Annotated in this window: 18 protein-coding genes, 3 tRNA genes and 1 pseudogene; 7 read left to right on the top strand and 15 right to left on the bottom strand. The window is 44.9% G+C overall.

Going from position 1 to position 23332, the window contains the following annotated elements:
* Nucleotides 1-45: 45 nt before the first annotated feature.
* From DWY79_RS14740 to DWY79_RS14710, 7 genes and pseudogenes are all read left to right on the top strand, one after another.
* Nucleotides 46-399 (top strand): annotated as a pseudogene (locus DWY79_RS14740) (DUF1349 domain-containing protein); the annotation flags it as partial.
* 183 nt (nucleotides 400-582) lie between these two features.
* Entirely contained in the window at nucleotides 583-1137 is a 555-nt protein-coding gene (locus DWY79_RS14735; protein ID WP_005854235.1) for a helix-turn-helix domain-containing protein, read from the top strand.
* A gap of 12 nt (nucleotides 1138-1149) precedes the next feature.
* Nucleotides 1150-2805, top strand: coding sequence for an AMP-binding protein (locus DWY79_RS14730; protein WP_036618577.1), 1656 nt, complete (start codon nucleotides 1150-1152; stop codon nucleotides 2803-2805).
* A gap of 15 nt (nucleotides 2806-2820) precedes the next feature.
* The gene (gene proB, locus DWY79_RS14725; RefSeq protein WP_005854230.1) at nucleotides 2821-3894 is read left to right on the top strand and encodes a glutamate 5-kinase; all 1074 of its coding nucleotides are present in this window, start codon (nucleotides 2821-2823) and stop codon (nucleotides 3892-3894) included.
* A gap of 5 nt (nucleotides 3895-3899) precedes the next feature.
* Nucleotides 3900-5147, top strand: a complete 1248-nt coding sequence (locus tag DWY79_RS14720) for a glutamate-5-semialdehyde dehydrogenase (protein ID WP_122369582.1) — start codon at nucleotides 3900-3902, stop codon at nucleotides 5145-5147.
* Between the two features lie 50 nt (nucleotides 5148-5197).
* On the top strand, nucleotides 5198-6673 hold the full coding sequence (locus DWY79_RS14715) for a HAMP domain-containing sensor histidine kinase (RefSeq protein ID WP_121961753.1): 1476 nt from the start codon (nucleotides 5198-5200) through the stop codon (nucleotides 6671-6673).
* 79 nt (nucleotides 6674-6752) lie between these two features.
* On the top strand, nucleotides 6753-7715 hold the full coding sequence (locus DWY79_RS14710; RefSeq protein WP_005854226.1) for an N-acetylornithine carbamoyltransferase: 963 nt from the start codon (nucleotides 6753-6755) through the stop codon (nucleotides 7713-7715).
* Between the two features lie 199 nt (nucleotides 7716-7914).
* Here DWY79_RS14710 and DWY79_RS14705 read toward each other — a convergent pair whose 3' ends face one another.
* The 15 genes from DWY79_RS14705 to DWY79_RS14635 form a co-directional block, all read right to left on the bottom strand.
* Entirely contained in the window at nucleotides 7915-8229 is a 315-nt protein-coding gene (locus DWY79_RS14705) for a DUF3467 domain-containing protein (RefSeq protein ID WP_005854225.1), read from the bottom strand.
* Between the two features lie 362 nt (nucleotides 8230-8591).
* Nucleotides 8592-9476, bottom strand: coding sequence for an AraC family transcriptional regulator (locus DWY79_RS14700; protein WP_005854224.1), 885 nt, complete (start codon nucleotides 9474-9476; stop codon nucleotides 8592-8594).
* A 15-nt stretch (nucleotides 9477-9491) separates the two neighbouring features.
* Nucleotides 9492-10355: an endonuclease/exonuclease/phosphatase family protein gene (locus DWY79_RS14695; protein ID WP_122369581.1), complete on the bottom strand. Its 864-nt coding sequence runs from the start codon at nucleotides 10353-10355 to the stop codon at nucleotides 9492-9494.
* Between the two features lie 160 nt (nucleotides 10356-10515).
* Nucleotides 10516-14811, bottom strand: a complete 4296-nt coding sequence (gene rpoC / locus DWY79_RS14690) for a DNA-directed RNA polymerase subunit beta' (RefSeq protein WP_005867246.1) — start codon at nucleotides 14809-14811, stop codon at nucleotides 10516-10518.
* Nucleotides 14812-14887: 76 nt separating this feature from the next.
* Entirely contained in the window at nucleotides 14888-18700 is a 3813-nt protein-coding gene (rpoB, locus tag DWY79_RS14685; protein WP_005854221.1) for a DNA-directed RNA polymerase subunit beta, read from the bottom strand.
* A 107-nt stretch (nucleotides 18701-18807) separates the two neighbouring features.
* Nucleotides 18808-19185 (bottom strand): 50S ribosomal protein L7/L12, encoded by a 378-nt coding sequence (gene rplL, locus DWY79_RS14680; RefSeq protein WP_005854220.1) that lies wholly within the window; start codon nucleotides 19183-19185, stop codon nucleotides 18808-18810.
* Nucleotides 19186-19235: 50 nt separating this feature from the next.
* Nucleotides 19236-19766 (bottom strand): 50S ribosomal protein L10, encoded by a 531-nt coding sequence (rplJ, locus tag DWY79_RS14675; protein WP_005867245.1) that lies wholly within the window; start codon nucleotides 19764-19766, stop codon nucleotides 19236-19238.
* A gap of 14 nt (nucleotides 19767-19780) precedes the next feature.
* Nucleotides 19781-20479, bottom strand: a complete 699-nt coding sequence (gene rplA, locus DWY79_RS14670; RefSeq protein WP_005854218.1) for a 50S ribosomal protein L1 — start codon at nucleotides 20477-20479, stop codon at nucleotides 19781-19783.
* Nucleotides 20480-20494: 15 nt separating this feature from the next.
* Entirely contained in the window at nucleotides 20495-20938 is a 444-nt protein-coding gene (rplK, locus tag DWY79_RS14665) for a 50S ribosomal protein L11 (RefSeq protein WP_005867244.1), read from the bottom strand.
* Between the two features lie 67 nt (nucleotides 20939-21005).
* Nucleotides 21006-21548: a transcription termination/antitermination protein NusG gene (gene nusG / locus DWY79_RS14660; protein WP_005854213.1), complete on the bottom strand. Its 543-nt coding sequence runs from the start codon at nucleotides 21546-21548 to the stop codon at nucleotides 21006-21008.
* An 11-nt stretch (nucleotides 21549-21559) separates the two neighbouring features.
* Entirely contained in the window at nucleotides 21560-21754 is a 195-nt protein-coding gene (secE, locus tag DWY79_RS14655) for a preprotein translocase subunit SecE (RefSeq protein WP_005854211.1), read from the bottom strand.
* Between the two features lie 18 nt (nucleotides 21755-21772).
* A tRNA-Trp gene (locus DWY79_RS14650) sits at nucleotides 21773-21845 on the bottom strand.
* Between the two features lie 52 nt (nucleotides 21846-21897).
* Nucleotides 21898-23085 carry an elongation factor Tu gene (tuf, locus tag DWY79_RS14645; protein ID WP_005854209.1) on the bottom strand — a complete coding sequence of 396 codons (1188 nt, stop codon included), beginning with the start codon at nucleotides 23083-23085 and terminating at the stop codon, nucleotides 21898-21900.
* 49 nt (nucleotides 23086-23134) lie between these two features.
* A tRNA-Thr gene (locus tag DWY79_RS14640) sits at nucleotides 23135-23206 on the bottom strand.
* A gap of 10 nt (nucleotides 23207-23216) precedes the next feature.
* Nucleotides 23217-23289, bottom strand: a tRNA-Gly gene (locus tag DWY79_RS14635).
* Nucleotides 23290-23332 lie beyond the last annotated feature (43 nt).

Raw genomic sequence — 23332 nt, 5'->3', positions numbered from 1 at the left:
TGATGTTGAATGTTTATGCAAATTTATAACGATAAATTATTATACAATGAAAATTATATAAAAGCCGGTATAGAGTTCGTGGATGGTAAATACAACCTAAGTGCGGTCGTTACGCATAAAACTTCCGATTGGAGCGTTATCACCTTAGACAAAGCGATCCCTTATGTATGGATAAAAGCAGTCCGGAGATTGGACGCCGTGGAGATCTTCTACTCATTCGATGATAAGGAATACACCCTTATGCGTAACGCTTGGCTACAAGACAATATCCCCGTACAAGTCGGGTTTATGGCCGCTTGTCCCGACGGGAAAGGATTTAATGTGACATTCGAGCATTTCAAGGTAAAACACCTCCCGGATCAGCGCCGGTTAGAATGGCTAAAGAAAAATGCTGAATAAGTATTAGATGCTTATCTTTCAGACGCAGATGACACGGATTTGCTATTCTTATCCGTATTATCTGCGTCATTTGTATTAAAAACAAGCCATACCTGTTAATTAGAAAAGAAAACAAGGGCTTTCACCTTCTTTTTGCTTTTTATTCCTATCTTTGGAGCGACATAATACAATAACTTCAGCAAAATGAACGAACAGATACAACAAATCGCGGAGCGTCTGGCCGGATTACGGGACGCACTGGAGATTACGCCGGAAGAAATGGCAAAGGTCTGCAACCTCACGACTGAGCAATATTTGCTGCTGGAAAGCGGCACGGTTGATATTTCCGTTAGCGTATTGCACCAGATCTCACAGGCTTATGGCGTAGAATTAACCACGTTGATGTTTGGCGACGAGCCTAAAATGAGTACGTACTTTATTACTCGTAACGGAAAAGGTGTTGCCGTAGAGCGTACGAAAGCCTATAAGTACCAATCATTGGCCGCCGGTTTCGTCGGACGTAAAGCGGACCCCTTCTTGGTAACCGTACATCCCAAACCAGAGGATGAGCCGATGTATCTCAATTCCCATCCGGGGCAAGAATACAATATGGTATTAAAAGGACGTCTGTTACTACAGATCAACAATAAAGATCTTATCTTAGAAGAAGGTGATAGTATTTATTTTAACTCAGAGCTTCCTCACGGTATGAAAGCGCTGGATGGGGAAAAGGTCAGTTTCTTGGCCGTCATTTTATAAACGATCAACAGCATGTTAGAAAGATTTATAGATAAAACGACGTTTGAGTCGCAAGAAGATTTTATTAAAAACTTCAAGATCAAGGTTCCGGAGAACTTCAACTTCGGATATGATGTGGTAGACGCTTGGGCGGAGGAAGAACCTGATAAGAAAGCGTTATGTTGGACAAACGATCATGGAGAGCATATTGATTTTACGTTTGCCGACTTGAAACGGTATACGGACCAGACGGCTTCTTATTTCCAATCCTTGGGGATCGGACATGGCGATATGGTGATGCTGATACTCAAACGCCGTTATGAGTTCTGGTTCTCTATCATCGCATTGCATAAATTAGGGGCTGTCGTGATACCGGCTACACACTTACTGACCAAGAAAGATATCGTTTATCGTGCGAATGCCGCCGATATCAAGATGATCGTTTGCGCCGGAGAGGAAGTGATAACGAAACATATCATAGAGGCTTTGCCGGACTCACCGACCGTAAAAAGAGTCGTATCCGTAGGGCCGGAAATACCGGAAGGTTTCGAGGATTTCCAACAGGGTATCCAAAACGCCGCTCCTTTCGTCCGCCCCTCTCACCCAAATAGCAATGACGATATCTCTTTGATGTATTTCACCTCCGGTACGACTGGAAACCCGAAAATGGTTGCCCACGACTTTACGTATCCGCTGGGGCATATCGTGACCGGTAGTTTCTGGCACAACTTGCATAAAGACAGCCTTCATCTGACGATAGCGGATACGGGCTGGGGCAAGGCGGTTTGGGGTAAGCTATATGGGCAATGGATCGCCGGAGCGACCGTATTTGTTTACGACCACGAGAAATTCACGCCTGCTGATATGTTGCAGATGATACAGGATTACCGGATCACCTCGCTTTGCGCTCCTCCTACGATCTTCCGTTTCTTAATTCGTGAGGATATGACTAAATACGATTTATCATCTTTACAATATTGTACGATCGCCGGCGAGGCCTTGAACCCCGCCGTGTTCGACACGTTCTATAAGTTGACCGGCATTAAATTGATGGAAGGCTTCGGCCAGACAGAGACTACGCTGACAGTCGCCACTTTCCCGTGGATGGAGCCGAAACCGGGCTCTATGGGTGTTCCCAACCCGCAGTACGATGTCGATTTATTGCGTCCGGACGGAAGCCGTGCGGAGGATGGCGAGCAAGGACAGATCGTGATCCACACAACAAATGGCAAGCCTATCGGGTTATTCAAGGAATATTACCGAGACGCGGAACGTACCCGGGAAGCTTGGCACGATGGCCTGTATTACACGGGAGACGTGGCTTGGCGTGACGAGGATGGTTACTTATGGTTCGTTGGCCGCGCGGACGACGTGATCAAGAGTTCCGGCTATCGTATCGGGCCGTTCGAGGTGGAAAGTGCCTTGATGACTCACCCGGCGGTAGTGGAATGTGCTATCACCGGTGTCCCCGACGAGATCCGCGGACAGGTAGTAAAGGCCACGATCGTATTGGCGAAGGATTATAAGGATAAAGCGGATGATGCCTTGATCAAAGAATTGCAAAATCACGTGAAACGTGTCACCGCTCCTTACAAATATCCCCGTGTTGTCGAATTCGTGGACGAACTGCCGAAAACAATCAGCGGAAAGATCCGACGGGTAGAGATCCGGGATAAAGATAATAAATAATAAATCATAACTTTCTTGAAAAGGATCGCTGTAAAAATAGGAAGTAATGTCCTGACCCGCAAGGATGGGACGCTAGATATCACCCGCATGTCCGCGTTGGTTGACCAAGTAGCGGACTTGCATCGGCAAGGTATGGAGATCGTCTTGATCTCCTCCGGTGCCGTGGCTTCCGGACGAAGCGAGATAAAGGCCGGCAAAAAGCTGGATCCCGTATCAGCCCGGCAACTGTATTCGGCGGTAGGACAGGCCAAGTTGATCAACCGGTATTACGAGTTATTCCGGGAGCATGGCATGACTTGCGGGCAAGTGCTTACTACAAAAGAGAATTTCGGGAGTCGTACGCATTACCTGAACCAGAAGCATTGCATGGAGGTAATGCTTGAAAACAAGGTGATCCCCATCGTGAATGAGAATGATACGATATCCGTAACCGAGCTGATGTTCACGGATAATGATGAGTTATCCGGCTTGATCGCTACGATGATGGGAATGGATGCCTTGGTGATTCTTAGTAATATAGACGGGATTTACAATGGAAATCCGTCGGACCCGGATAGTTCCGTGATCCGGGAAATCGAATGTGGGAAAACAGATTTGTCGGAATATGTACAGACTAGCAAATCATCCTTTGGACGGGGAGGTATGTTGACGAAATGTCATATCGCCCAAAAAGTGGCAGACGAAGGTATTGCGGTTATCATCGCCAACGGCAAAAAGGATAATATCCTTCCGATGTTATTGGCGGTGGATAGCGACACGGTCTGCACCCGTTTCATTCCGGCCTCGAAACCCGTCAGCAGCGTAAAGAAATGGATCGCCCACTCCGAGGGTTTCGCCAAAGGGGAAATACATATCAATAAAGGAGCCGAGGAGGCATTGACCGCCCCGAAAGCGACTAGCGTATTATTGGTTGGAGTAACCCGCATCGAGGGTGATTTCGAAAAAGATGATATCGTAAAGATAATGAATGAGGAAGGCGTGCAAATCGGCGTAGGCTGTACCGCCTATGACAGCGAGGAAGCACGTAAGCAAATAGGGCAACGGGATTTAAAACCGCTTATACATTATGATTATCTATATTTGGATTAAAAAGTATGAATGTAAAAGATATGCTGCGACAGGCATCGGATGCGGCTAAACAATTGATAACGCTATCGGATCAAACGATTATCGGGATCTTAAAGGAGACAGCGCAGGTTCTACGGACTCATACGGAGGAGGTACTCGCCGCGAATCGCCAAGATCTGGAACGTATGGACCCCGCGAACCCGAAATACGACCGGCTGAAATTGACAGAGGAAAGGCTACAAGGTATCGCCGCCGATATGGAGAATGTATCGACATTACCTTCTCCATTAAATAAGGTCTTGAACGAGACTACCCGCCCGAACGGAATGGTTATCCGAAAAGTAACCGTGCCTTTCGGGGTGATCGGCGTGATCTATGAGGCTCGTCCGAATGTTACCTTCGATGTTTTTTCCTTATGTTTCCGAAGCGGTAATGTTTGCGTGCTAAAGGGTGGATCGGATGCGGACTTCTCTAACCGAGCCTTGGTACGCATCATCCATTCTGTATTAGAGCGTCAGGGTATAAATCCGGCTGTATGCACTTTACTACCTCCGGATCGAGAGGCTACGGCGGAATTACTGGGAGCGGTCGGCTTGGTTGACTTAATCATTCCTCGTGGAAGCAGTTCCTTGATTCACTTCGTCCGGGAACACGCGAAAGTTCCGGTGATCGAGACTGGCGCTGGTATCTGTCATACCTATTTTGATCGCTCCGGAGATAAAGGCAAGGGACGTGAGATCGTAAATAACGCAAAGACACGGAGGGTCAGCGTATGTAATGCCTTGGATTGCTTAATCATCCACCGAGAACGTCTATCTGATCTTCCGTATATCTGTGGAAAGCTTCCGGACAGCAACGTAATCATTTATGCGGACGAACCGGCTTATGCCGCTCTATCCGAACATTATCCGGAGACGCTTTTACAACAGGCTAACGAAAACAGTTTCGGTACCGAGTTCCTCGATTACAAAATGAGTATCCGTACCGTATCCTCTTTAGACGAGGCTCTATCACATATCGCCCGGTACAGTTCAAAACATAGCGAAAGCATAATCAGCGAAGATCCGGAAACTATCCGGCGCTTCCAGCAATTGGTAGATGCCGCTTGCGTATACGCAAATGTATCTACCGCCTTTACTGATGGGGCCCAATTCGGATTCGGGGCGGAGATCGGAATCAGTACCCAAAAGCTACATGCCCGGGGACCGATGGCGCTTCCTGAATTAACGACTTATAAATACATCATAGAAGGAGACGGGCAGACGAGAATATAGGAACTCGCCTGTCTCTTTCTTCTAGAACAACACTTAAATCTAAACGAATAATGTCAACAGTAATAGATTCAAATATTTTCAATACTTTAGTTTCAAATACATTCTATTCCTGTCCTTTAGGAGGGGCTATCTATGATACGGAAGGAAATCTGATAGACTTGAATAAGGCGATGTTCGCTCATTTTTCCTTGGCAGATAAGCATGACTTTATTATAGAACATCTATTTAATAACATCGTACTAACCGATTCCTTGAAGTCATCTTTAAGAAAAGGTGACGCAATTATATGCGAAGAGCCCGTCACGTTTAAAGTAGAACCCATCTATACCGATGAACAGGGGCTTAGCGGGTATACGCTTTGGCTTACGCAGCAGGGAGAAAAAGAAACTGACAGGGAAAATAAACTATTGATGGGACAATTGAACGAGAGCCGGATATTGATGCGGCAAGCGTTGGAAGACGGTAAATTAGCCGCTTACTCATTCAGCTTCGACCGTTTCTCCACTTGCGACAAAAAGCATTGTAACCGCTGTTTTCAATTCTACGGCACGACCAATACTCTATTAGATAAAAACAGGTTTATATGCAGGGCTTTATCATCCGTACGTAAGCCAGAGGATAGTTTGGATTTCTTCTATCTGTTCAATAAAATCCGGGACGAGAAATTATCGTCTCACAACGTCACCTTCCACCTGAGGAATCAAGACGGGACTTATAAGATGTATGAAATATCGGGTAAAAGCATGGATATTGATGAAAGCGGCACCCCACATGTCATTATAGGTAGCATTATCGAAAAGGAAAACGACGAGCTAGCTATCGCGGATCATCAGAAATCCAAGGATCTTTCCCTATTGAAATCTACGTTTCTGGCAAATATGACGCACGAGATCCGGACTCCGCTAAATGCCATCGTCGGCTTCTCCGATATGTTAGGACTGGAAGATGATCCGGAAATGCGTGAACAGTATATTTCCATGATTAAAGAAAATAACACGGCTTTGCTCGAATTAATCAATGACACACTCGAGATGTCCAGAATCGAGTCCAATACGATCAATTGGTCATATGAGGATGTAAATCCGCTCGCTATCATGCACGATGTATACGAATACGCCTCTCCCCGCATATCCGAAAACGTACGGTTAATTTTGGATGATTCTCCAAACGTATCTCTTCACACGGATAGACATAAGCTTATGCTTATCTTGAAAAAACTACTTTCTAACGCCCTCCGATATACGGAGAAAGGAGAAATTCATTTCGGATACCAATCGTTGTATCCGGTCAGCGTGCAATTTTACGTGTCCGATACAGGCAACGGCATCCCGAAGGACAAACTAGGGCACATCTTCGAGCGATTCCTGCAATTGAACGAATTTGAACCGGGTACCGGATTGGGACTTTCAATCTGTAAAGGTCTGGTCACCGCCATGGGAGGTACCATTTGGGTGAACTCGGAGGAAGGGAAAGGTTCTACCTTCAGTTTCAAACTACCCATAACACCTCCGGATACGATCTCTTAAACAATTCCTTGGTCTTTCTAAAGGATAATTGACAAGTAGTCATTATCTTTGCCTTTAACAAAATATTATTGTAACAGATATGAGACATTTCACTTGCGTACAGGATTTAGGTGACTTGAAACAAGCGCTTAATGAAGCTTTCGAGATCAAGAAAGATCGTTTCCAGTTTAGTGAACTGGGAAAAAACAAGACGTTGTTGATGATATTTTTCAACTCAAGCCTACGTACCCGCTTAAGCACCCAAAAGGCCGCCATGAACTTGGGTATGAACACGATCGTTTTGGACGTTAACCAAGGTGCATGGAAGCTGGAAACAGAGCGAGGTGTTATCATGGATGGTGATAAACCGGAGCATTTGCTGGAAGCTGTTCCTGTAATGGGCTGTTACTGCGATGTGATCGGGGTCCGTTCTTTCGCACGCTTTGAGAATAAAGAAGATGATTATAACGAAAAGATATTGAGTCAGTTCATCGAGCATTCCGGCCGGCCGGTATTTAGCATGGAAGCGGCGACACGCCATCCGTTGCAAAGTTTCGCCGACTTGATCACGATAGAGGAATATAAGAAAACAGCTCGTCCGAAGGTAGTCATGACTTGGGCTCCTCATCCGAAATCATTGCCGCAAGCCGTTCCAAACAGCTTTGCCGAATGGATGAACGCTACAGATTATGAGTTTGTTATCACTCATCCGGAAGGTTATGAGCTTGATCCTAGATTCGTAGGCAACGCTAAAGTGGAATACGATCAGAAGAAGGCTTTTGAAGGAGCGGATTTCATTTACGCAAAGAACTGGTCCGCTTATAAAGATCCGAATTACGGACAAGTAATCAGCACTGATCGTAGCTGGACCGTAGACGCAGAGAAAATGGCGCTTACGAATAACGCTTATTTCATGCATTGCTTGCCGGTTCGCCGCAATATGATCGTTTCCGATGATGTGATAGAGAGCCCGCAAAGTATCGTAATCCCCGAGGCGGCAAACCGTGAGATCTCCGCACAAACCGTATTGAAGAAAATATTGATGGGATTATCTAATCTTTAGGATAGAGAGATAGGGTATTCTTTACGATGGGCATTCTTAGGTGTTTATAACAGGCATTCTTAACACCTTAGAATGCCCATTGTAAGCATCTAAGAATAGGCATCAAGGTTTTTCAATGTAAACGAGCCATCCCAACAATAAAAGAGTACTCCCCTACTCTTGTAGAAAAGTACTCTTTCTATGGCTGAAAACAAATCTATTAAGCCTCTCCTGTCGGACCTGCGAAGTCCTCAAAATTAGCTGTTTTGTTATTATTATTTCCTGCTTGAAGTTGCTCCCCAAATTTCTTGATATTGTCTTGCAAAGCGAATAACAAACGTTGAGCGTTATCCGGAGTTAAGATTACGCGACTTTTGACTTGTGCCTTAGGAGCTCCCGGAACCACCCGGATAAAATCTAGGATAAATTCAGAGCTTGAATGAGATATAATAGCCAAATTGGCGTAAGTTCCTTGTGCCATCTCTTCAGATAACTCGATCTGAATCTCGTTATTGGCAGGTTTGTTGTTTTCCATACTTTCTTCTTTTAAATTTATGGTGATTAAAAATTGCGAAGACAAATATACATATTTATTCCGGGTTACAAAGGGGTTGAAGACTATAAATGCAAAAACGACTACCTTCTCAGGCAGTCGTTTTCTAGTTGTGTTTTTAATTCTCAATTCTTTAGACCAATGTAAAAATACCTTTTGTGTTTGATATAATTGGTTTTGGCGTTTTAGTTAAGGTTTGTTTTGTCTAAGTGCTAATCTCTTTCACTTGAACTTTACAAAAGTAAGGGCTTTAGCAAAGACCACCAAATACTATATGTGCAATAAATAATACTATATCATCAACGCTTGACACAAATCAATGTAAACATGCTTTAAATCATGTTTTAAATTATAAACCTCGAACGGGAATATTTCTCCCTGTACTCTGTAGGGGTACTCCCCCTACGCCGTTTGAATACCCGGTTGAAATTCGATAGATTATTAAAACCGCACCTGTAACATATTTCAGAAATACTGTCACTTGTATCGGTCAAACGGCATACCGCCTCAGCTACCCGGATCTCGTTCAAGTTATCGATAAATGTCTTTCCCGTCCACTTCTTCAAGAAACGCATCAATGAGGCATCGCTCATATTTGTTAACTTAGCCACTTCCGACAAGGTGATACGTTTTTGATAATTTTCGTGTAAATATAACATGATACTATCTAAACGATCGGTATCGTTATTATTATAGTTCTTTACCGTGTTCACAGCATTCAACCGACGGGCTGCTTTATCCAAAGATAGAATCTTAAGAATCTCGACCAAACGCAACAGGTTCTTGAAAGAATCCGGCTTGTTATCGTTCGACAACATTCTTAATTTATCTTGAATGCCAAGTATCATTTCCCGGCTGAAAACAAGACCACTGGAAGCGTTATCAAACATATCCTTCATGGTCTTGAAATGCCGTCTATTGATCAAGCTATCAAATAATGATTTATGAAATTGTATCGTTATCTCAAAGATCCCATTACACGGACACTTATGGTTCGAGTAAGCATGCTTCGTTCCTCCCGCGATCAACACCAAATCCAGATCATCGATTTCCTCGACCGAATCGCCAACTATCCGGATAGCACCAGCGGCATTCTCCAGATAGTTCAACTCAAACTCCATGTGTACATGTAACGGAAAATTAAACCCCGATTTCGGGCGTTGCATGACCAAGAAGCAATCTTCTGATGAAAGCGGGGTAGTTTCCTTCAATACGTCTACTTTCCCCATACACACAAAGCTTTTTTATTCGAGTATCAACGTACTGATTACCGGGCAATGGTCGGATGGGAACAGATTATTCAACGTTTCAGTCAATACACCATGACGCAATACCTTGATATTCCCTTTCACGAAGATATAATCGATCCATTCACGCTTGTCGTAAGGGATCTTTCCAAAATCATGGAATGTCCATTCCGGGCCGTAAGTAAACCCTGCGATCGTGCGGGAATGAGTCAAATGACGAGGATCACTCGGATTAGTCAATACTTGTATCGGCTCATCAGAAGGCACGGCATTGAAATCGCCAGTCACGATTATAGGTAAATTCTCGGATAATTTCTTCGCTTGCTCCAGCACCAAAGAAGCTCCTTCATGACGAGCCACTTTCCCCATATGATCCAAGTGCGTATTCAAGAAGAAGAATTTCTTTCCTGTATTCTTATCTTTCAAGATCGCCCAAGTAGCTACACGCTCGCATGCGGCGTCCCAACCTTTCTTACCAACGGCATTTATATCTTCGGCTAACCAGAAATTACCGTTTTTCTCAACGGAGAAACGATCCTTACGATAGAAAATCGGAGCGTACTCCCCTTTCGTCTTGCCATCCTCACGACCAACACCCACATAAGCGTATTCCGGTAAACGATCAAGCAAATCATTCAGCTGATTATTCAAGACCTCTTGCGCACCGAACACATCCGCCTCATGGAATTTCACTAAATCAGCAGCGAAATCTCTTCTGAATTTCCATTGATTATCCTTATCACCCGAATTATCGTAACGGATGTTATAAGACATTACATTCATTTTCTCATCGTTGTTTTTAGCGAATAAGCAGCCAGTGGCAAATAAAACCACCATTAAACAAAGTAAAATTCTCTTCATGATATTGATTATTATATGTTTCTTATATGTCTCAGTATTTATCTATGGTCTTTGTTACCTCGCAAAAATAAAGTTTATCCATTTATTAAGCAAATAAGGAAGAACAAAAAAGGCCGACAGATTGCTCTGCCGGCCTTTCTTTATAGTTTATTAAACGTTCCTATTCTTCATCATCTTTGTCCATGGCATTGAAATCAACCACGTTCTTGCGATTAGCGAAGATACGATCGAACTCATCCTTTGCGCCTACGATCAGCTTATCAAACTCACGCTGACCGGTACCGGCAGGAATCAAGTGACCACAGATAACGTTCTCTTTCAAACCTTCCAAACGGTCTACCTTTCCGTTGATAGCAGCCTCGTTCAATACTTTCGTCGTCTCTTGGAAAGATGCGGCGGACATAAAGCTGTTCGTCTGCAAAGCGGCACGTGTGATACCTTGAAGAATCTGGTTGGCTGTAGCCGGAATAGCGTCACGTACCTCGACCAACTTAAGGTCACGGCGTTTCAACATACTATTCTCATCTCTCAACTTACGTGCAGTCACGATCTGTCCGGCCTGCAATGTCTGAGAATCTCCCGGATCGGTAACAACTTTCTTGCCCCAGATACGATCGTTCTCGTCCATTACCTCCAACTTATCAACAATCTGCTGCTCCAAGAAGCGAGTATCTCCCGGATCAACCACCTCTACCTTACGCATCATCTGACGAACGATAACCTCGAAGTGCTTATCGTTGATCTTCACACCCTGCAGACGGTATACATCCTGAACCTCATTCACGATATATTCCTGCACAGCCGTCGGACCTTTGATCGCCAAGATATCCGAAGGAGTGGTAGCACCGTCTGATAGCGGCATACCCGCACGGATATAGTCGTTTTCCTGAACCAATAATTGTTTAGACAGAGGAACCATATATTTCTTAACCTCACCCAACTTAGACGTTACAGTGATCTCACGGTTACCACGTTTGATCTTACCGAATCCTACCTCTCCGTCGATCTCAGATACGACAGCAGGGTTAGACGGGTTACGAGCCTCGAACAACTCGGTTACACGAGGAAGACCACCGGTGATATCACCGGCCTTACCTACGGCACGAGGGATCTTAACCAAAACCTCACCAGCTTTCACTACATCACCATTGTCTTTCACGACGTGAGCGCCCAACGGCAAAGAGTAGTTCTTCAAGTAATTACCATTCTCATCCACGATATGAGCGGCCGGAGCCTTCGTCTTATCCTTAGACTCGATGATGATCTTCTCCTTCAAACCGGTAGTCTCATCACTCTCAACCTTGTAAGTTACGTTCTCTACCAAACTCTCGAACTCGATCTTACCGGAAACCTCTGATACGATTACGGCATTGAACGGGTCCCACTCGATGATCACGTCACCCTTCTTAATTGAGTCACCGTTGTTGAAGAACAACTTAGAACCATAAGGTATATTATGAGTCAACAACACGATCTTCGTGTTCGGATCAACAATGCGCATTTCAGCCAAACGGCTTACTACTACCAAATGTTTCTTTCCGCTCACCTCGTCTACCGCCTCAACAGCACGAAGCTCATCGATCTCTAAAATACCATCATATTTAGATGTAATACTATTCTCTGTTGCGATGTTGGATGCGATACCACCGACGTGGAATGTACGCAACGTCAACTGTGTACCCGGCTCACCGATAGACTGCGCGGCGATTACACCGACAACCTCACCCTTCTGAACCATGCGGTTCGTAGCCAAGTTACGTCCATAGCACTTAGCGCAGACACCCTTCTTAGACTCACAAGTCAATACGGAACGAATCTCGACGCTCTCGATCGGAGAGTCTTGGATTGCCTTAGCGGCATCCTCACGGATTTCCTCACCGGAACGAACGATAACCTCGCCCGTAATCGGATGGATCACATCGTGAACAGATACACGACCTAAGATTCTCTCATACAAGGAAGCGATCACCTCTTCGTTATTCTTCAATTCCGTACAAACCAAGCCACGCAATGTACCACAGTCTTCCTCGTTTACGATCACGTCGTGAGAGACGTCAACCAAACGACGAGTCAAGTAACCGGCGTCGGCAGTCTTCAAAGCGGTATCAGCCAAACCTTTACGAGCACCGTGAGTAGAGATAAAGTACTCCAACACGGACAAACCTTCCTTAAAGTTAGAAAGGATCGGGTTCTCGATAATCTGACCACCTTCTGCACCACTCTTCTGCGGTTTCGCCATCAAACCACGCATACCGGACAACTGACGAATCTGCTCCTTAGAACCACGGGCACCGGAATCCATCATCATGTAGATTGAGTTGAATCCATCGTTATCCGCCGTCAATTGCTTAATCAAGATATTAGACAAGTTACTATTAACGTGTGTCCAAGTATCGATAATCTGGTTATAACGCTCGTTGTTGGTAATGAAACCCATATTATAGTTAGCCATGATCTGCTCAACCTCCTCATATCCCTTCTGAACCAACGCGTCTTTTTCAGCAGGAATAAGCACATCGGCCAAGTTGAAAGACAGACCACCCTTAAATGCCATATAGTAACCCAAGTTCTTGATATCATCCAAGAACTGAGCGGTACGAGCTACGCCACAAGCCTTGATTACCCGACCGATGATGTCGCGAAGAGACTTCTTACCCAACACCTCGTTTACATAACCAATCTCTTTCGGCACGAACTCGTTGACCATCAAACGTCCAACAGAAGTCTCAACCATCGTCTTCACCAAGTTACCGTTCGCATCCAAATCCTCCACGTAAACATGGATCGGAGCATGGATATCCAACTTCTTCTCATTGTAAGCGATCGTAGCCTCTTCCGGACCATAGAAAGTCAAACCTTCGCCTTGTGTACCCTTGCGCAACTTGGTAATATAATACAAACCAAGCACCATATCCTGAGAAGGTACGGTAATAGGAGCACCATTCGCAGGGTTCAAGATATTGTGTGAAGCCAACATCAACATTTGAGCTTCCAAAACAGCCTCATTACCTAACGGCAAGTGAACAGCCATCTGGTCACCGTCGAAGTCGGCGTTGAATGCTGTACATGCCAACGGGTGCAACTGGATAGCCTTACCCTCGATCAATTTCGGCTGGAACGCTTGGATACCCAAACGGTGCAATGTCGGGGCACGGTTCAACAATACCGGGTGGCCCTTCATTACGTACTCCAAAATATCCCAAACAACCGGTTCCTTACGGTCAACGATCTTCTTGGCGGATTTCACCGTCTTCACGATACCGCGTTCGATCAATTTACGGATAACGAAAGGCTTATAAAGCTCGGCAGCCATATTCTTCGGCAAACCGCACTCGTGCATCTTTAATTCCGGACCTACGACAATAACCGAACGAGCGGAGTAGTCAACACGCTTACCCAACAAGTTCTGACGGAAACGACCTTGTTTACCTTTCAAACTGTCGGACAAGGACTTCAACGGACGATTGGCGTCTGTCTTAACAGCGCTCGATTTACGAGAGTTGTCAAACAAAGAGTCCACGGCCTCCTGAAGCATACGTTTCTCATTACGTAAGATCACTTCCGGAGCCTTAATATCGATCAATCGTTTCAAACGGTTATTACGGATAATAACACGACGATATAAATCATTCAAGTCAGAAGTAGCGAAACGGCCACCGTCCAACGGAACCAACGGACGCAGTTCGGGAGGGATCACCGGGATCACCTTCATGATCATCCATTCCGGTTTGTTACGACCTCTGGACGCACGAAAAGACTCAACCACCTGAAGGCGTTTCAAGGCCTCGTTCTTTCTCTGTTGAGATGTGTCCGTGTTCGCACGGTGACGCAACTCATAAGAAAGAGAATCCAAGTCCAAGCGAGCCAACAGATCATAAACAGCCTCAGCGCCGATCTTAGCGATGAACTTATTCGGATCCGTATCCTCTAGCAATTGATTTTCTCTTGGAAGGCTATCCAAAATATCCAGATATTCCTCCTCAGATAATAGGTCTAACTCACCGACCGTGTCTACGCAACCCGGCTGGATCACGACGTAGCGTTCGTAATAGATGATGGAATCCAGTTTCTTGGTAGGAAGACCTAGCAAGTAACCGATTTTATTAGGCAAAGAACGGAAATACCAAATATGGGCAACAGGAACCACCAAATGGATGTGTCCCATACGTTCACGACGAACTTTCTTTTCCGTAACTTCCACTCCACAACGATCGCAGACAATACCTTTGTAACGGATACGCTTGTACTTACCGCAATGGCACTCATAGTCCTTGATCGGACCAAAGATACGCTCACAGAACAAACCGTCACGCTCAGGCTTATACGTACGATAGTTAATTGTTTCCGGTTTCAAAACCTCACCGCTGGAGTTCTCTAGGATCTCCTCAGGGGATGCCAGACCGATGGTTATTTTTGAAAAGTTACTCTTTATCTTGTTTTCTTTTCTAAAGGCCATATTATTTATTTATAAAGAGTTATCAATAGATAAAGTAGACGGGCCGTAGCCCACCTACTTCTTTATTGTTATTGAATTAATCCAGAGTGAAACTCAAACCAAGTCCTCTCAACTCGTGCAATAATACATTCAGAGATTCAGGAATACCCGGCTGTGGCATCGGATCACCCTTCACGATCGCCTCATAAGCCTTCGAACGTCCTACAACGTCATCAGACTTAATCGTAAGAATTTCCTGAAGAACATGAGCGGCACCGAAGGCTTCCAGTGCCCAAACCTCCATCTCTCCGAAACGCTGACCACCGAACTGTGCCTTACCACCTAACGGCTGTTGCGTAATCAAAGAGTACGGACCGATTGAACGGGCATGCATCTTATCGTCAACCATGTGGCCCAACTTCAAGAAGTAAGTCACACCCACCGTAGCAGGTTGGTCGAAACGCTCACCAGTACCACCATCATACAAGTAAGACTTACCGTAGCGAGGAATACCAGCTTTGTCTGTCCATTCGTTCAAATCATCCAAAGTCGCGCCATCGAAGATCGGAGTAGCGAACTTAACGTCCAGCTCACGTCCGGCCCAACCCAACACGGCCTCAAAAATCTGTCCCAAGTTCATACGAGAAGGCACACCCAGCGGGTTCAAGCAGATATCCACCGGAGTACCGTCTTCCAAGAACGGCATATCCTCCTGACGAACGATCTTTGATACGATACCCTTGTTACCGTGGCGACCGGCCATCTTATCACCTACCTGAATCTTACGTTTCTTGGCGATATAAACCTTAGCCATCTGTACGATACCTGTCGGCAGCTCATCACCGATCGTCAAGTCGAACTTCTTACGTCTCAACTCAGCGTCAAGCTCCTTGTACTTCTTCAAATAATTCAAGATAACCTGCTTGATCAACTCATTTTTCTGAGCGTCTGCCGTCCACTTGCTTACTTGGATGGAGTTATAATCCAATTCTTCCAGAGATTTGCGGGTAAACTTAGCACCCTTAGCGATAATCTCCGTATTCATATAGTCTTTAACACCTTGAGAAACCTTGCCGTTTGTAAGCACTAACAACTTATCAACTAACAAAGTCTTCAAGCTAGCCATCTTTTCTTCGTATTCCTCGTCCAACTTCGGCAAGATCGCCTTATCAGTCAATCTGGATTTACGTTTCTTGACAGCCTTCGAGAACAAAGCGGTCTCGATAACCACACCGCGCAAAGACGGAGTAGCCTTCAAGGAAGCATCCTTCACATCACCCGCCTTATCACCAAAGATAGCACGCAGCAATTTTTCCTCCGGAGATGGATCAGACTCACCTTTCGGAGTGATCTTACCGATCAAGATATCACCCGGCTCGATACGAGCACCAACACGAACAATACCTCTCTCATCCAAATCCTTGGTAGCCTCTTCGCTGACGTTAGGGATATCGGAAGTCAATTCCTCCATACCACGCTTTGTCTCACGTACCTCAAGGATATACTCGTCAACGTGAACAGACGTAAAGAAGTCCTCGCGAACCATACGCTCGTTCAACACGATAGCATCCTCATAGTTATAACCCTTCCAAGGCATGTAAGCCACCTTCACGTTACGTCCCAAAGCAAGCTCGCCTTTCTGGGTTGAGTAACCCTCGGTAAGGATATCGCCGGCTTTCACACGTTGTCCGCGATGACAGGTCGGTTTCAAATCGACTGTCGTACTTTGGTTGGTCTTACGCCATTTCGGGATATTATATGTCTTAACCGCATCCTCGAAGCTAACGAATTCCTCGTCCTCCGTGCGGTCATATTTAATCTTGATACAAGTAGCATCAACGAACACAACCTCGCCCTCACGCTCAGCCATAATCTGAGTACGAGAGTCACGAGCAACCTGCGCCTCGATACCGGTACCAACGATCGGAGCGTCCGTACGCAACAAAGGAACCGCCTGACGCATCATGTTAGATCCCATCAACGCACGGTTAGCGTCATCATGTTCCAAGAACGGGATCAATGAAGCTGCGATAGAAGCGATCTGCTGCGGAGCCACGTCCATCAAGTCAATCTCAGAAGGAGGGACAACAGGGAAGTCAGCCTCGAAACGAGCCTTCACCTTATCGCGGATAAACTTACCGTTATCATCCAATGGAGCGTTACCTTGAGCGATTGTCAACTCTTCCTCTTCCTCCGCCGTGTAGTATTGCAAGCCTTCCTCAGAGAAGTCGACCTTTCCATCTGCCACCTTACGGTACGGAGTCGAGATGAAACCTAGATCGTTGATCTTAGCGTATACACATAAAGAAGAGATCAAACCAATGTTCGGACCTTCCGGGGTCTCAATCGGACAAAGACGACCATAGTGCGTATAGTGAACGTCACGAACCTCGAATCCGGCACGCTCTCTAGACAAACCTCCCGGACCTAGGGCTGATAAACGACGCTTGTGCGTGATCTCCGCCAACGGGTTCGTCTGGTCCATGAACTGAGACAAGGCATTCGTTCCGAAGAAAGAGTTAACCACGGAAGAAATCGTCTTCGCGTTGATCAAATCAATCGGAGTAAACACCTCATTATCGCGAACGTTCATACGTTCACGAACTGTACGTGACATACGAGCCAAACCAATACCGAACTGGTTATACAATTGCTCGCCAACCGTACGTACACGACGGTTGCTTAAGTGGTCGATATCATCCACGATAGCCTTCGAGTTGATCAACTCGATCAGGTACTTGATGATCTCGATAATATCTTCTTTAGTCAAGACCTTAACATCAGCGCTTGTAGTAAGGCCTAACTTCTTGTTGATCCTGTAACGTCCCACCTCACCCAGATCATAACGTTTCTCTGAGAAGAACAGGTTCGTGATAACCTCGCGTGCGCTAGCCTCATCAGCCGGTTCCGCATTTCTCAACTGTCTGTAGATATACAACACAGCTTCCTTCTCGGAGTTACTCGGGTCTTTCTGGAGCGTATTATATATGATAGCATAGTCAGACAGATTCTGGTCCTCACGATGCAACAAGATATTTTGCGTGCCTGAATCCAAGATAGCCTCGATATTGTCGCTATCCAGTACAGACTCACGGTCGATGATAACATCGTTACGTTCAATAGAAACCACCTCACCGGTATCCTCATCTACGAAATCCTCCACCCAAGTCTTCAAAACACGAGCGGCCAGCTTACGTCCGATAAACTTCTTCAGGTTTGCTTTCGTTACCTTAACCTCTTCCGCAAGGTTGAAGATTTCAAGAATATCTCTATCGCTTTCAAAACCAATAGCTCTCAAAAGAGTAGTTACAGGCAATTTCTTTTTACGGTCGATGTAAGCGTACATCACATTGTTGATGTCCGTAGCGAACTCGATCCATGACCCCTTGAACGGGATAATACGTGCGGAGTACAACTTCGTTCCGTTTGCGTGCGTGCTTTGTCCGAAGAATACGCCCGGAGAACGGTGCAGCTGAGACACGACAACACGCTCGGCGCCGTTGATCACGAAAGTACCTCTGTCCGTCATATACGGAATCGGACCCAAGTATACATCTTGGATCACCGTATCGAAGTCCTCATGATCCGGGTCCGTACAGTACAGTTTTAACTTCGCTTTTAAAGGCACGCTATAGGTTAACCCGCGAGCGATACACTCATCGATACAGTAACGAGGCGGATCTATATAGTAATCTAAGAACTCCAACACAAAATTGTTACGGGTATCCGCAATCGGGAAATTCTCGGCAAATACCTTATACAATCCCTCCTTCTTTCTCTTTTCAGGAGGAGTGTCAAGTTGAAGAAAGTCTTGGAACGACTTCAATTGAACTTCGAGAAAGTCCGGATACGGGAACTGATTCTTTATCGAAGCAAAATTAACTCTTTGGTTTTCAGCTGTTGAAGACATCTAGTAAGGAATTTATTGAACTTATTGAAATTATAGACACAAAAAGGTTAAGAGTCTTCGTAGTCGGAGACTCTTAACCAAATCACCTGGAAACCAGGTTATAAATACTATTTAAGCTCAACTTCAGCTCCAGCCTCTTCCAACTGTTTCTTCAATGCCTCAGCATCAGCTTTAGCGATACCTTCCTTGATTGCACTAGGAGCGCTATCTACCATATCCTTAGCCTCTTTCAAGCCAAGACCTGTTAATTCTTTAACTAACTTAACGATAGCTAATTTATTAGCACCAGCTGCTTTCAATACAACATCGAAAGAAGTCTTCTCTTCTGCAGCGGCAGCAGCACCACCAGCAGCAGGACCAGCAACAGCAACAGCTGCAGCAGCAGGTTCGATACCGTACTCTTCTTTAAGGATAGTAGCTAATTCGCTAACTTCTTTAACGGTCAAGTTTACTAATTGTTCTGCAAAAGCTTTCAAATCTGCCATTTTTGTATGATTTAAATGATTATTTATCTGTGTAATGTTTTAATGAAAAATTATCTTTCTTCCAAAGTCTTCAACAGACCATGGATAGTTTGTCCTGATGACTGAAGAGCAGAGATAACGTTCTTCGCCGGAGATTCCAACAATGCGATAACATCGGCAATAAGTTCGTTTTTGCTCTTGATATTTACTAATGCCTCAAGATTCTCAGCACCTACATAGAAGCTTTCTTGTACGTAAGCAGCCTTCAAAGCCGGTTTAACGACTACACCTTTTTTAGCGTCCTTAGTAAAATCCTTAATCAGGCGAGCGGGAGCATTAGCGACTTGTGAGAACATCACAGCCGTATTGCCTTTCAAAGCCACGTTAAGATCAGAGAAGTCACCTTCAATGTTCTCCAACGCTTTCTTAAGCAAGTTATTCTTTACAACGACTAACTTAACCTCACGCTTGAAACACTCTCTTCTCAATTTGCTGGTTTTCTCAGCGTCCAACGCCTCGATATCCGTCAAATAGAAATTAGGATATTCCTTTAATGTTTCAGTTAATTGACCTATAACAGTTCCTTTATCTTCCTTTCTCATTGTTCAATTGTTTTTTAGTTTTCTTCAACTGATTTGGGGTCAATTTTAATACCCGCACTCATAGTACTAGAAAGATAAATACTCTTTATATACGCACCTTTAGCCGCAGTAGGTTTCAACTTGATCAAAGTTGAAATAAACTCCTTAGCATTGTCACGAATCTGTTCCGGAGTGAAAGACACCTTACCAACAGATGTGTGAACGATACCGCTCTTATCTACCTTAAAGTCGATCTTACCTTGCTTAACCTCCTTCACCGCATTTCCGATCTCATTGGTAACCGTACCACTCTTTGGGTTAGGCATCAAACCACGAGGGCCTAATACGCGACCAAGAGCACCGATCTTACCCATGATAGAAGGCATAGTGATGATAACATCAATGTCAGTCCAACCGCCTTTAATCTTATTAATATACTCATCCAATCCAACATAGTCAGCTCCAGCGGCAGTAGCTTCAGCTTCCTTGTCCGGAGTACATAATGCGAGAACCCTAACCTGCTTACCAGTTCCGTGAGGCAATGAAACCACGCCTCTCACCATTTGATTGGCCTTACGGGGGTCAACACCTAAACGGACATCAACATCTACGGATGCGTCAAACTTAGTTGTAGTAATTTCCTTCACTAAAGCTGAAGCTTCTTTCAATGTATATGCTTTCCCAGCTTCAATCTTGCCCAAAGCCAACTTTTGATTCTTTGTAAGTTTACTCATCTCAATTGAAGTTTATTAATTATTACCCGGGAATGTCCCTTTAACAGTGATACCCATACTTCTGGCTGTTCCCGCAACCATTCTCATGGCTGACTCGACAGTAAAGCAGTTTAGATCGACTAATTTGTCTTCAGCGATAGCTTTCACCTGCTCCCATGTGATCTCAGCGATCTTAGCACGGTTAGGTTGAGCGGAACCGCTCTTCTTCTTAGTAGCTTCCAACAACTGGATTGCCACAGGAGGAGTTTTAACGACAAAGTCGAAAGACTTATCGGCATAGTAAGTAATTACAACAGGTAATATCTTACCAGCCTTGTCTTGGGTCTTGGCATTAAATTGCTTGCAAAACTCCATAATGTTAATACCCTTAGAACCCAAAGCAGGTCCTACTGGGGGAGAAGGGTTTGCTGCTCCTCCTTTAATCTGCAATTTGATTTGTCCAGCAACTTCTTTAGCCATTGTTTCTAAAATTTTTTAGATATATAACATCAATAACAGAAAGGTAGCACTTTTCGTAACCAGAGTACTATTCTTTCTCAACTTGCATATAACCCAACTCAAGGGGAGTCTTGCGTCCGAAGACCTTAACCATCACCTTAAGTTTCTTTTTCTCGGCGTTGACCTCTTCGATTATACCCGTGAAACCGCTGAACGGTCCAAAAGTAATCTTCACACTCTCGCCAACATAGAACTGGATATCCAGATCCTCTTGTTGTTCCTGCAACTCGTCAACCGTACCTAAGATACGATTCACTTCCGCAGGACGTAATGGCACGGGGGTATCAGAACCACCCAAGAAACCAATCACGTTCGGAATGTTCCGCAATCGATGAGCAACCTCACCGACCAAAGCGGCCTCAACCAGTACATAACCCGGCAAGTAAGCTCTTTCTTTCATGACCTTCTTACCGTTTCGTACCGTAAAGGTTTTCTCGGTCGGAATCAAGACTTGAGATACATATTCTCCCAGATCCGTATTCTTCAGCTCAGCCTCTAGATATTCCCGTACCTTGTTCTCCTTGCCACTGATGGCACGCAGAACATAAAATTTCTTTTGGATATCAGACATACCTTAACTGATTAGAAAATTTGGTTGTAGAAGAAACGCATAACAGCCTCGAAGGCCCCGTCAACAACAAAGATCAATGCGGCGATGATAAGGGAAGCAAACATAACAACAACCGCACTATTGGAAAGCTCTGCTCTCGTAGGCCAAGAAACTTTATAAACAAGTTCGTTATAAGATTCCTTAATATAAGTAATTATCTTTTTCATCGAATCTATAGATTTTAGCACGGAAGGAGAGGCTCGAACTCCCGACACCTGGTTTTGGAGACCAGTGCTCTACCGACTGAGCTACTTCCGTAGAAATAGCCAGCCCTTAAAAAGACTGGCTATAACATTATCTAATGCTTGAATTAGTTCTCTAATTCTGTGATCTGGCCTGCACCTACTGTACGTCCACCCTCGCGGATAGCGAAACGAAGACCTACGCTACATGCTACCGGATAGATCAACTCAACCTCGATCGTTACGTTATCACCCGGCATTACCATTTCAGTTCCTTCCGGCAAAGTGATCTCACCAGTTACATCCAATGTACGGATGTAGAACTGAGGACGATATTTGTTGTGGAACGGAGTGTGACGACCACCTTCCTCTTTCTTCAAGATATAAACCTCAGCCTTGAACTTAGAATGCTCTTTAACCTGACCCGGGTGGCAGATTACCATACCACGCTTGATCTCATTTTTATCGATACCGCGAAGCAACAAACCAACGTTGTCACCAGCCTCACCTTGATCCAATAACTTACGGAACATCTCAACACCTGTAACAACAGATTTCTTACCAGCAGCGCCAAGACCGATGATCTGAACTTCCTCACCTACCTTAACGATACCTGTCTCGATACGACCTGTAGCAACAGTACCACGACCCGTGATTGAGAATACGTCCTCAACCGGCATCAAGAACGGCTTGTCGATTTCGCGCGGAGGCAGAGGAATCCAAGTATCACAAGCTTCCATCAACTCCATTACTTTATCTTCCCATTGAGCATCACCGTTCAATGCACCAAGAGCAGAACCACGGATGATCGGAGTGTTGTCACCGTCGAATTGATAGAATGAAAGCAACTCTCTCATCTCCATCTCAACCAATTCCAACATTTCCTCGTCGTCAACCATGTCACACTTGTTCATGAATACAACCAATCTCGGAACGTTTACCTGACGAGCCAAAAGGATGTGCTCGCGAGTTTGAGGCATAGGACCATCAGTAGCAGCAACTACGATGATAGCACCGTCCATCTGAGCAGCACCAGTTACCATGTTCTTTACGTAGTCGGCGTGACCCGGACAGTCTACGTGAGCATAGTGACGGTTTGCAGTCTGATACTCTACGTGAGAAGTGTTGATTGTGATACCTCTCTCTTTTTCTTCAGGAGCGTTGTCGATAGAATCGAATGAACGCAACTCTGAAAGACCTTTCTTTGCCAATACTGTTGTGATAGCAGCTGTCAAAGTTGTTTTACCGTGGTCAACGTGACCAATCGTACCAATGTTCACATGTGGTTTCGATCTGTCAAATTTCTCTTTTGCCATAACTTAATTGTTCTTTATTTGATTAATGATCATGTTCAATTTTCAATTGAGCCGGTGCCGAGACTTGAACTCGGGACCTCTTCCTTACCAAGGAAGTGCTCTACCGCTGAGCTACACAGGCAACTTATAAGAGCGGAAGACGGGGCTCAAACCCGCGACCCTCAGCTTGGAAGGCTAATGCTCTATCAACTGAGCTACTTCCGCAAGACCGAATGAACCAACCGATTCTCTCCTTTGTTTCATTCGT

This window comes from Parabacteroides sp. AF27-14, assembly GCF_003635425.1.
Classification (GTDB): Bacteria; Bacteroidota; Bacteroidia; order Bacteroidales; family Tannerellaceae; genus Parabacteroides; species Parabacteroides distasonis.
Note: the sequence above shows the minus strand (reverse complement) of the source record. Positions and strands in the feature narration are given on the sequence as shown.

Excerpts from the sequence above, each read along its gene's own strand:
- nusG (WP_005854213.1), bottom strand. The coding sequence starts at position 21,548 with ATGTCTGATATCCAAAAGAAATTTTATGTTCTGCGTGCCATCAGTGGC.
- secE (WP_005854211.1), bottom strand. The coding sequence starts at position 21,754 with ATGAAAAAGATAATTACTTATATTAAGGAATCTTATAACGAACTTGTT.
- DWY79_RS14705 (WP_005854225.1), bottom strand. The coding sequence starts at position 8,229 with ATGGAAAACAACAAACCTGCCAATAACGAGATTCAGATCGAGTTATCT.
- DWY79_RS14735 (WP_005854235.1), top strand. The coding sequence starts at position 583 with ATGAACGAACAGATACAACAAATCGCGGAGCGTCTGGCCGGATTACGG.
- DWY79_RS14720 (WP_122369582.1), top strand. The coding sequence starts at position 3,900 with ATGAATGTAAAAGATATGCTGCGACAGGCATCGGATGCGGCTAAACAA.
- DWY79_RS14700 (WP_005854224.1), bottom strand. The coding sequence starts at position 9,476 with ATGGGGAAAGTAGACGTATTGAAGGAAACTACCCCGCTTTCATCAGAA.
- rpoC (WP_005867246.1), bottom strand. The coding sequence starts at position 14,811 with ATGGCCTTTAGAAAAGAAAACAAGATAAAGAGTAACTTTTCAAAAATA.
- DWY79_RS14715 (WP_121961753.1), top strand. The coding sequence starts at position 5,198 with ATGTCAACAGTAATAGATTCAAATATTTTCAATACTTTAGTTTCAAAT.
- DWY79_RS14710 (WP_005854226.1), top strand. The coding sequence starts at position 6,753 with ATGAGACATTTCACTTGCGTACAGGATTTAGGTGACTTGAAACAAGCG.
- tuf (WP_005854209.1), bottom strand. The coding sequence starts at position 23,085 with ATGGCAAAAGAGAAATTTGACAGATCGAAACCACATGTGAACATTGGT.
- rplJ (WP_005867245.1), bottom strand. The coding sequence starts at position 19,766 with ATGAGAAAGGAAGATAAAGGAACTGTTATAGGTCAATTAACTGAAACA.
- rplK (WP_005867244.1), bottom strand. The coding sequence starts at position 20,938 with ATGGCTAAAGAAGTTGCTGGACAAATCAAATTGCAGATTAAAGGAGGA.
- DWY79_RS14730 (WP_036618577.1), top strand. The coding sequence starts at position 1,150 with ATGTTAGAAAGATTTATAGATAAAACGACGTTTGAGTCGCAAGAAGAT.
- rplA (WP_005854218.1), bottom strand. The coding sequence starts at position 20,479 with ATGAGTAAACTTACAAAGAATCAAAAGTTGGCTTTGGGCAAGATTGAA.
- rplL (WP_005854220.1), bottom strand. The coding sequence starts at position 19,185 with ATGGCAGATTTGAAAGCTTTTGCAGAACAATTAGTAAACTTGACCGTT.
- rpoB (WP_005854221.1), bottom strand. The coding sequence starts at position 18,700 with ATGTCTTCAACAGCTGAAAACCAAAGAGTTAATTTTGCTTCGATAAAG.
- DWY79_RS14695 (WP_122369581.1), bottom strand. The coding sequence starts at position 10,355 with ATGAAGAGAATTTTACTTTGTTTAATGGTGGTTTTATTTGCCACTGGC.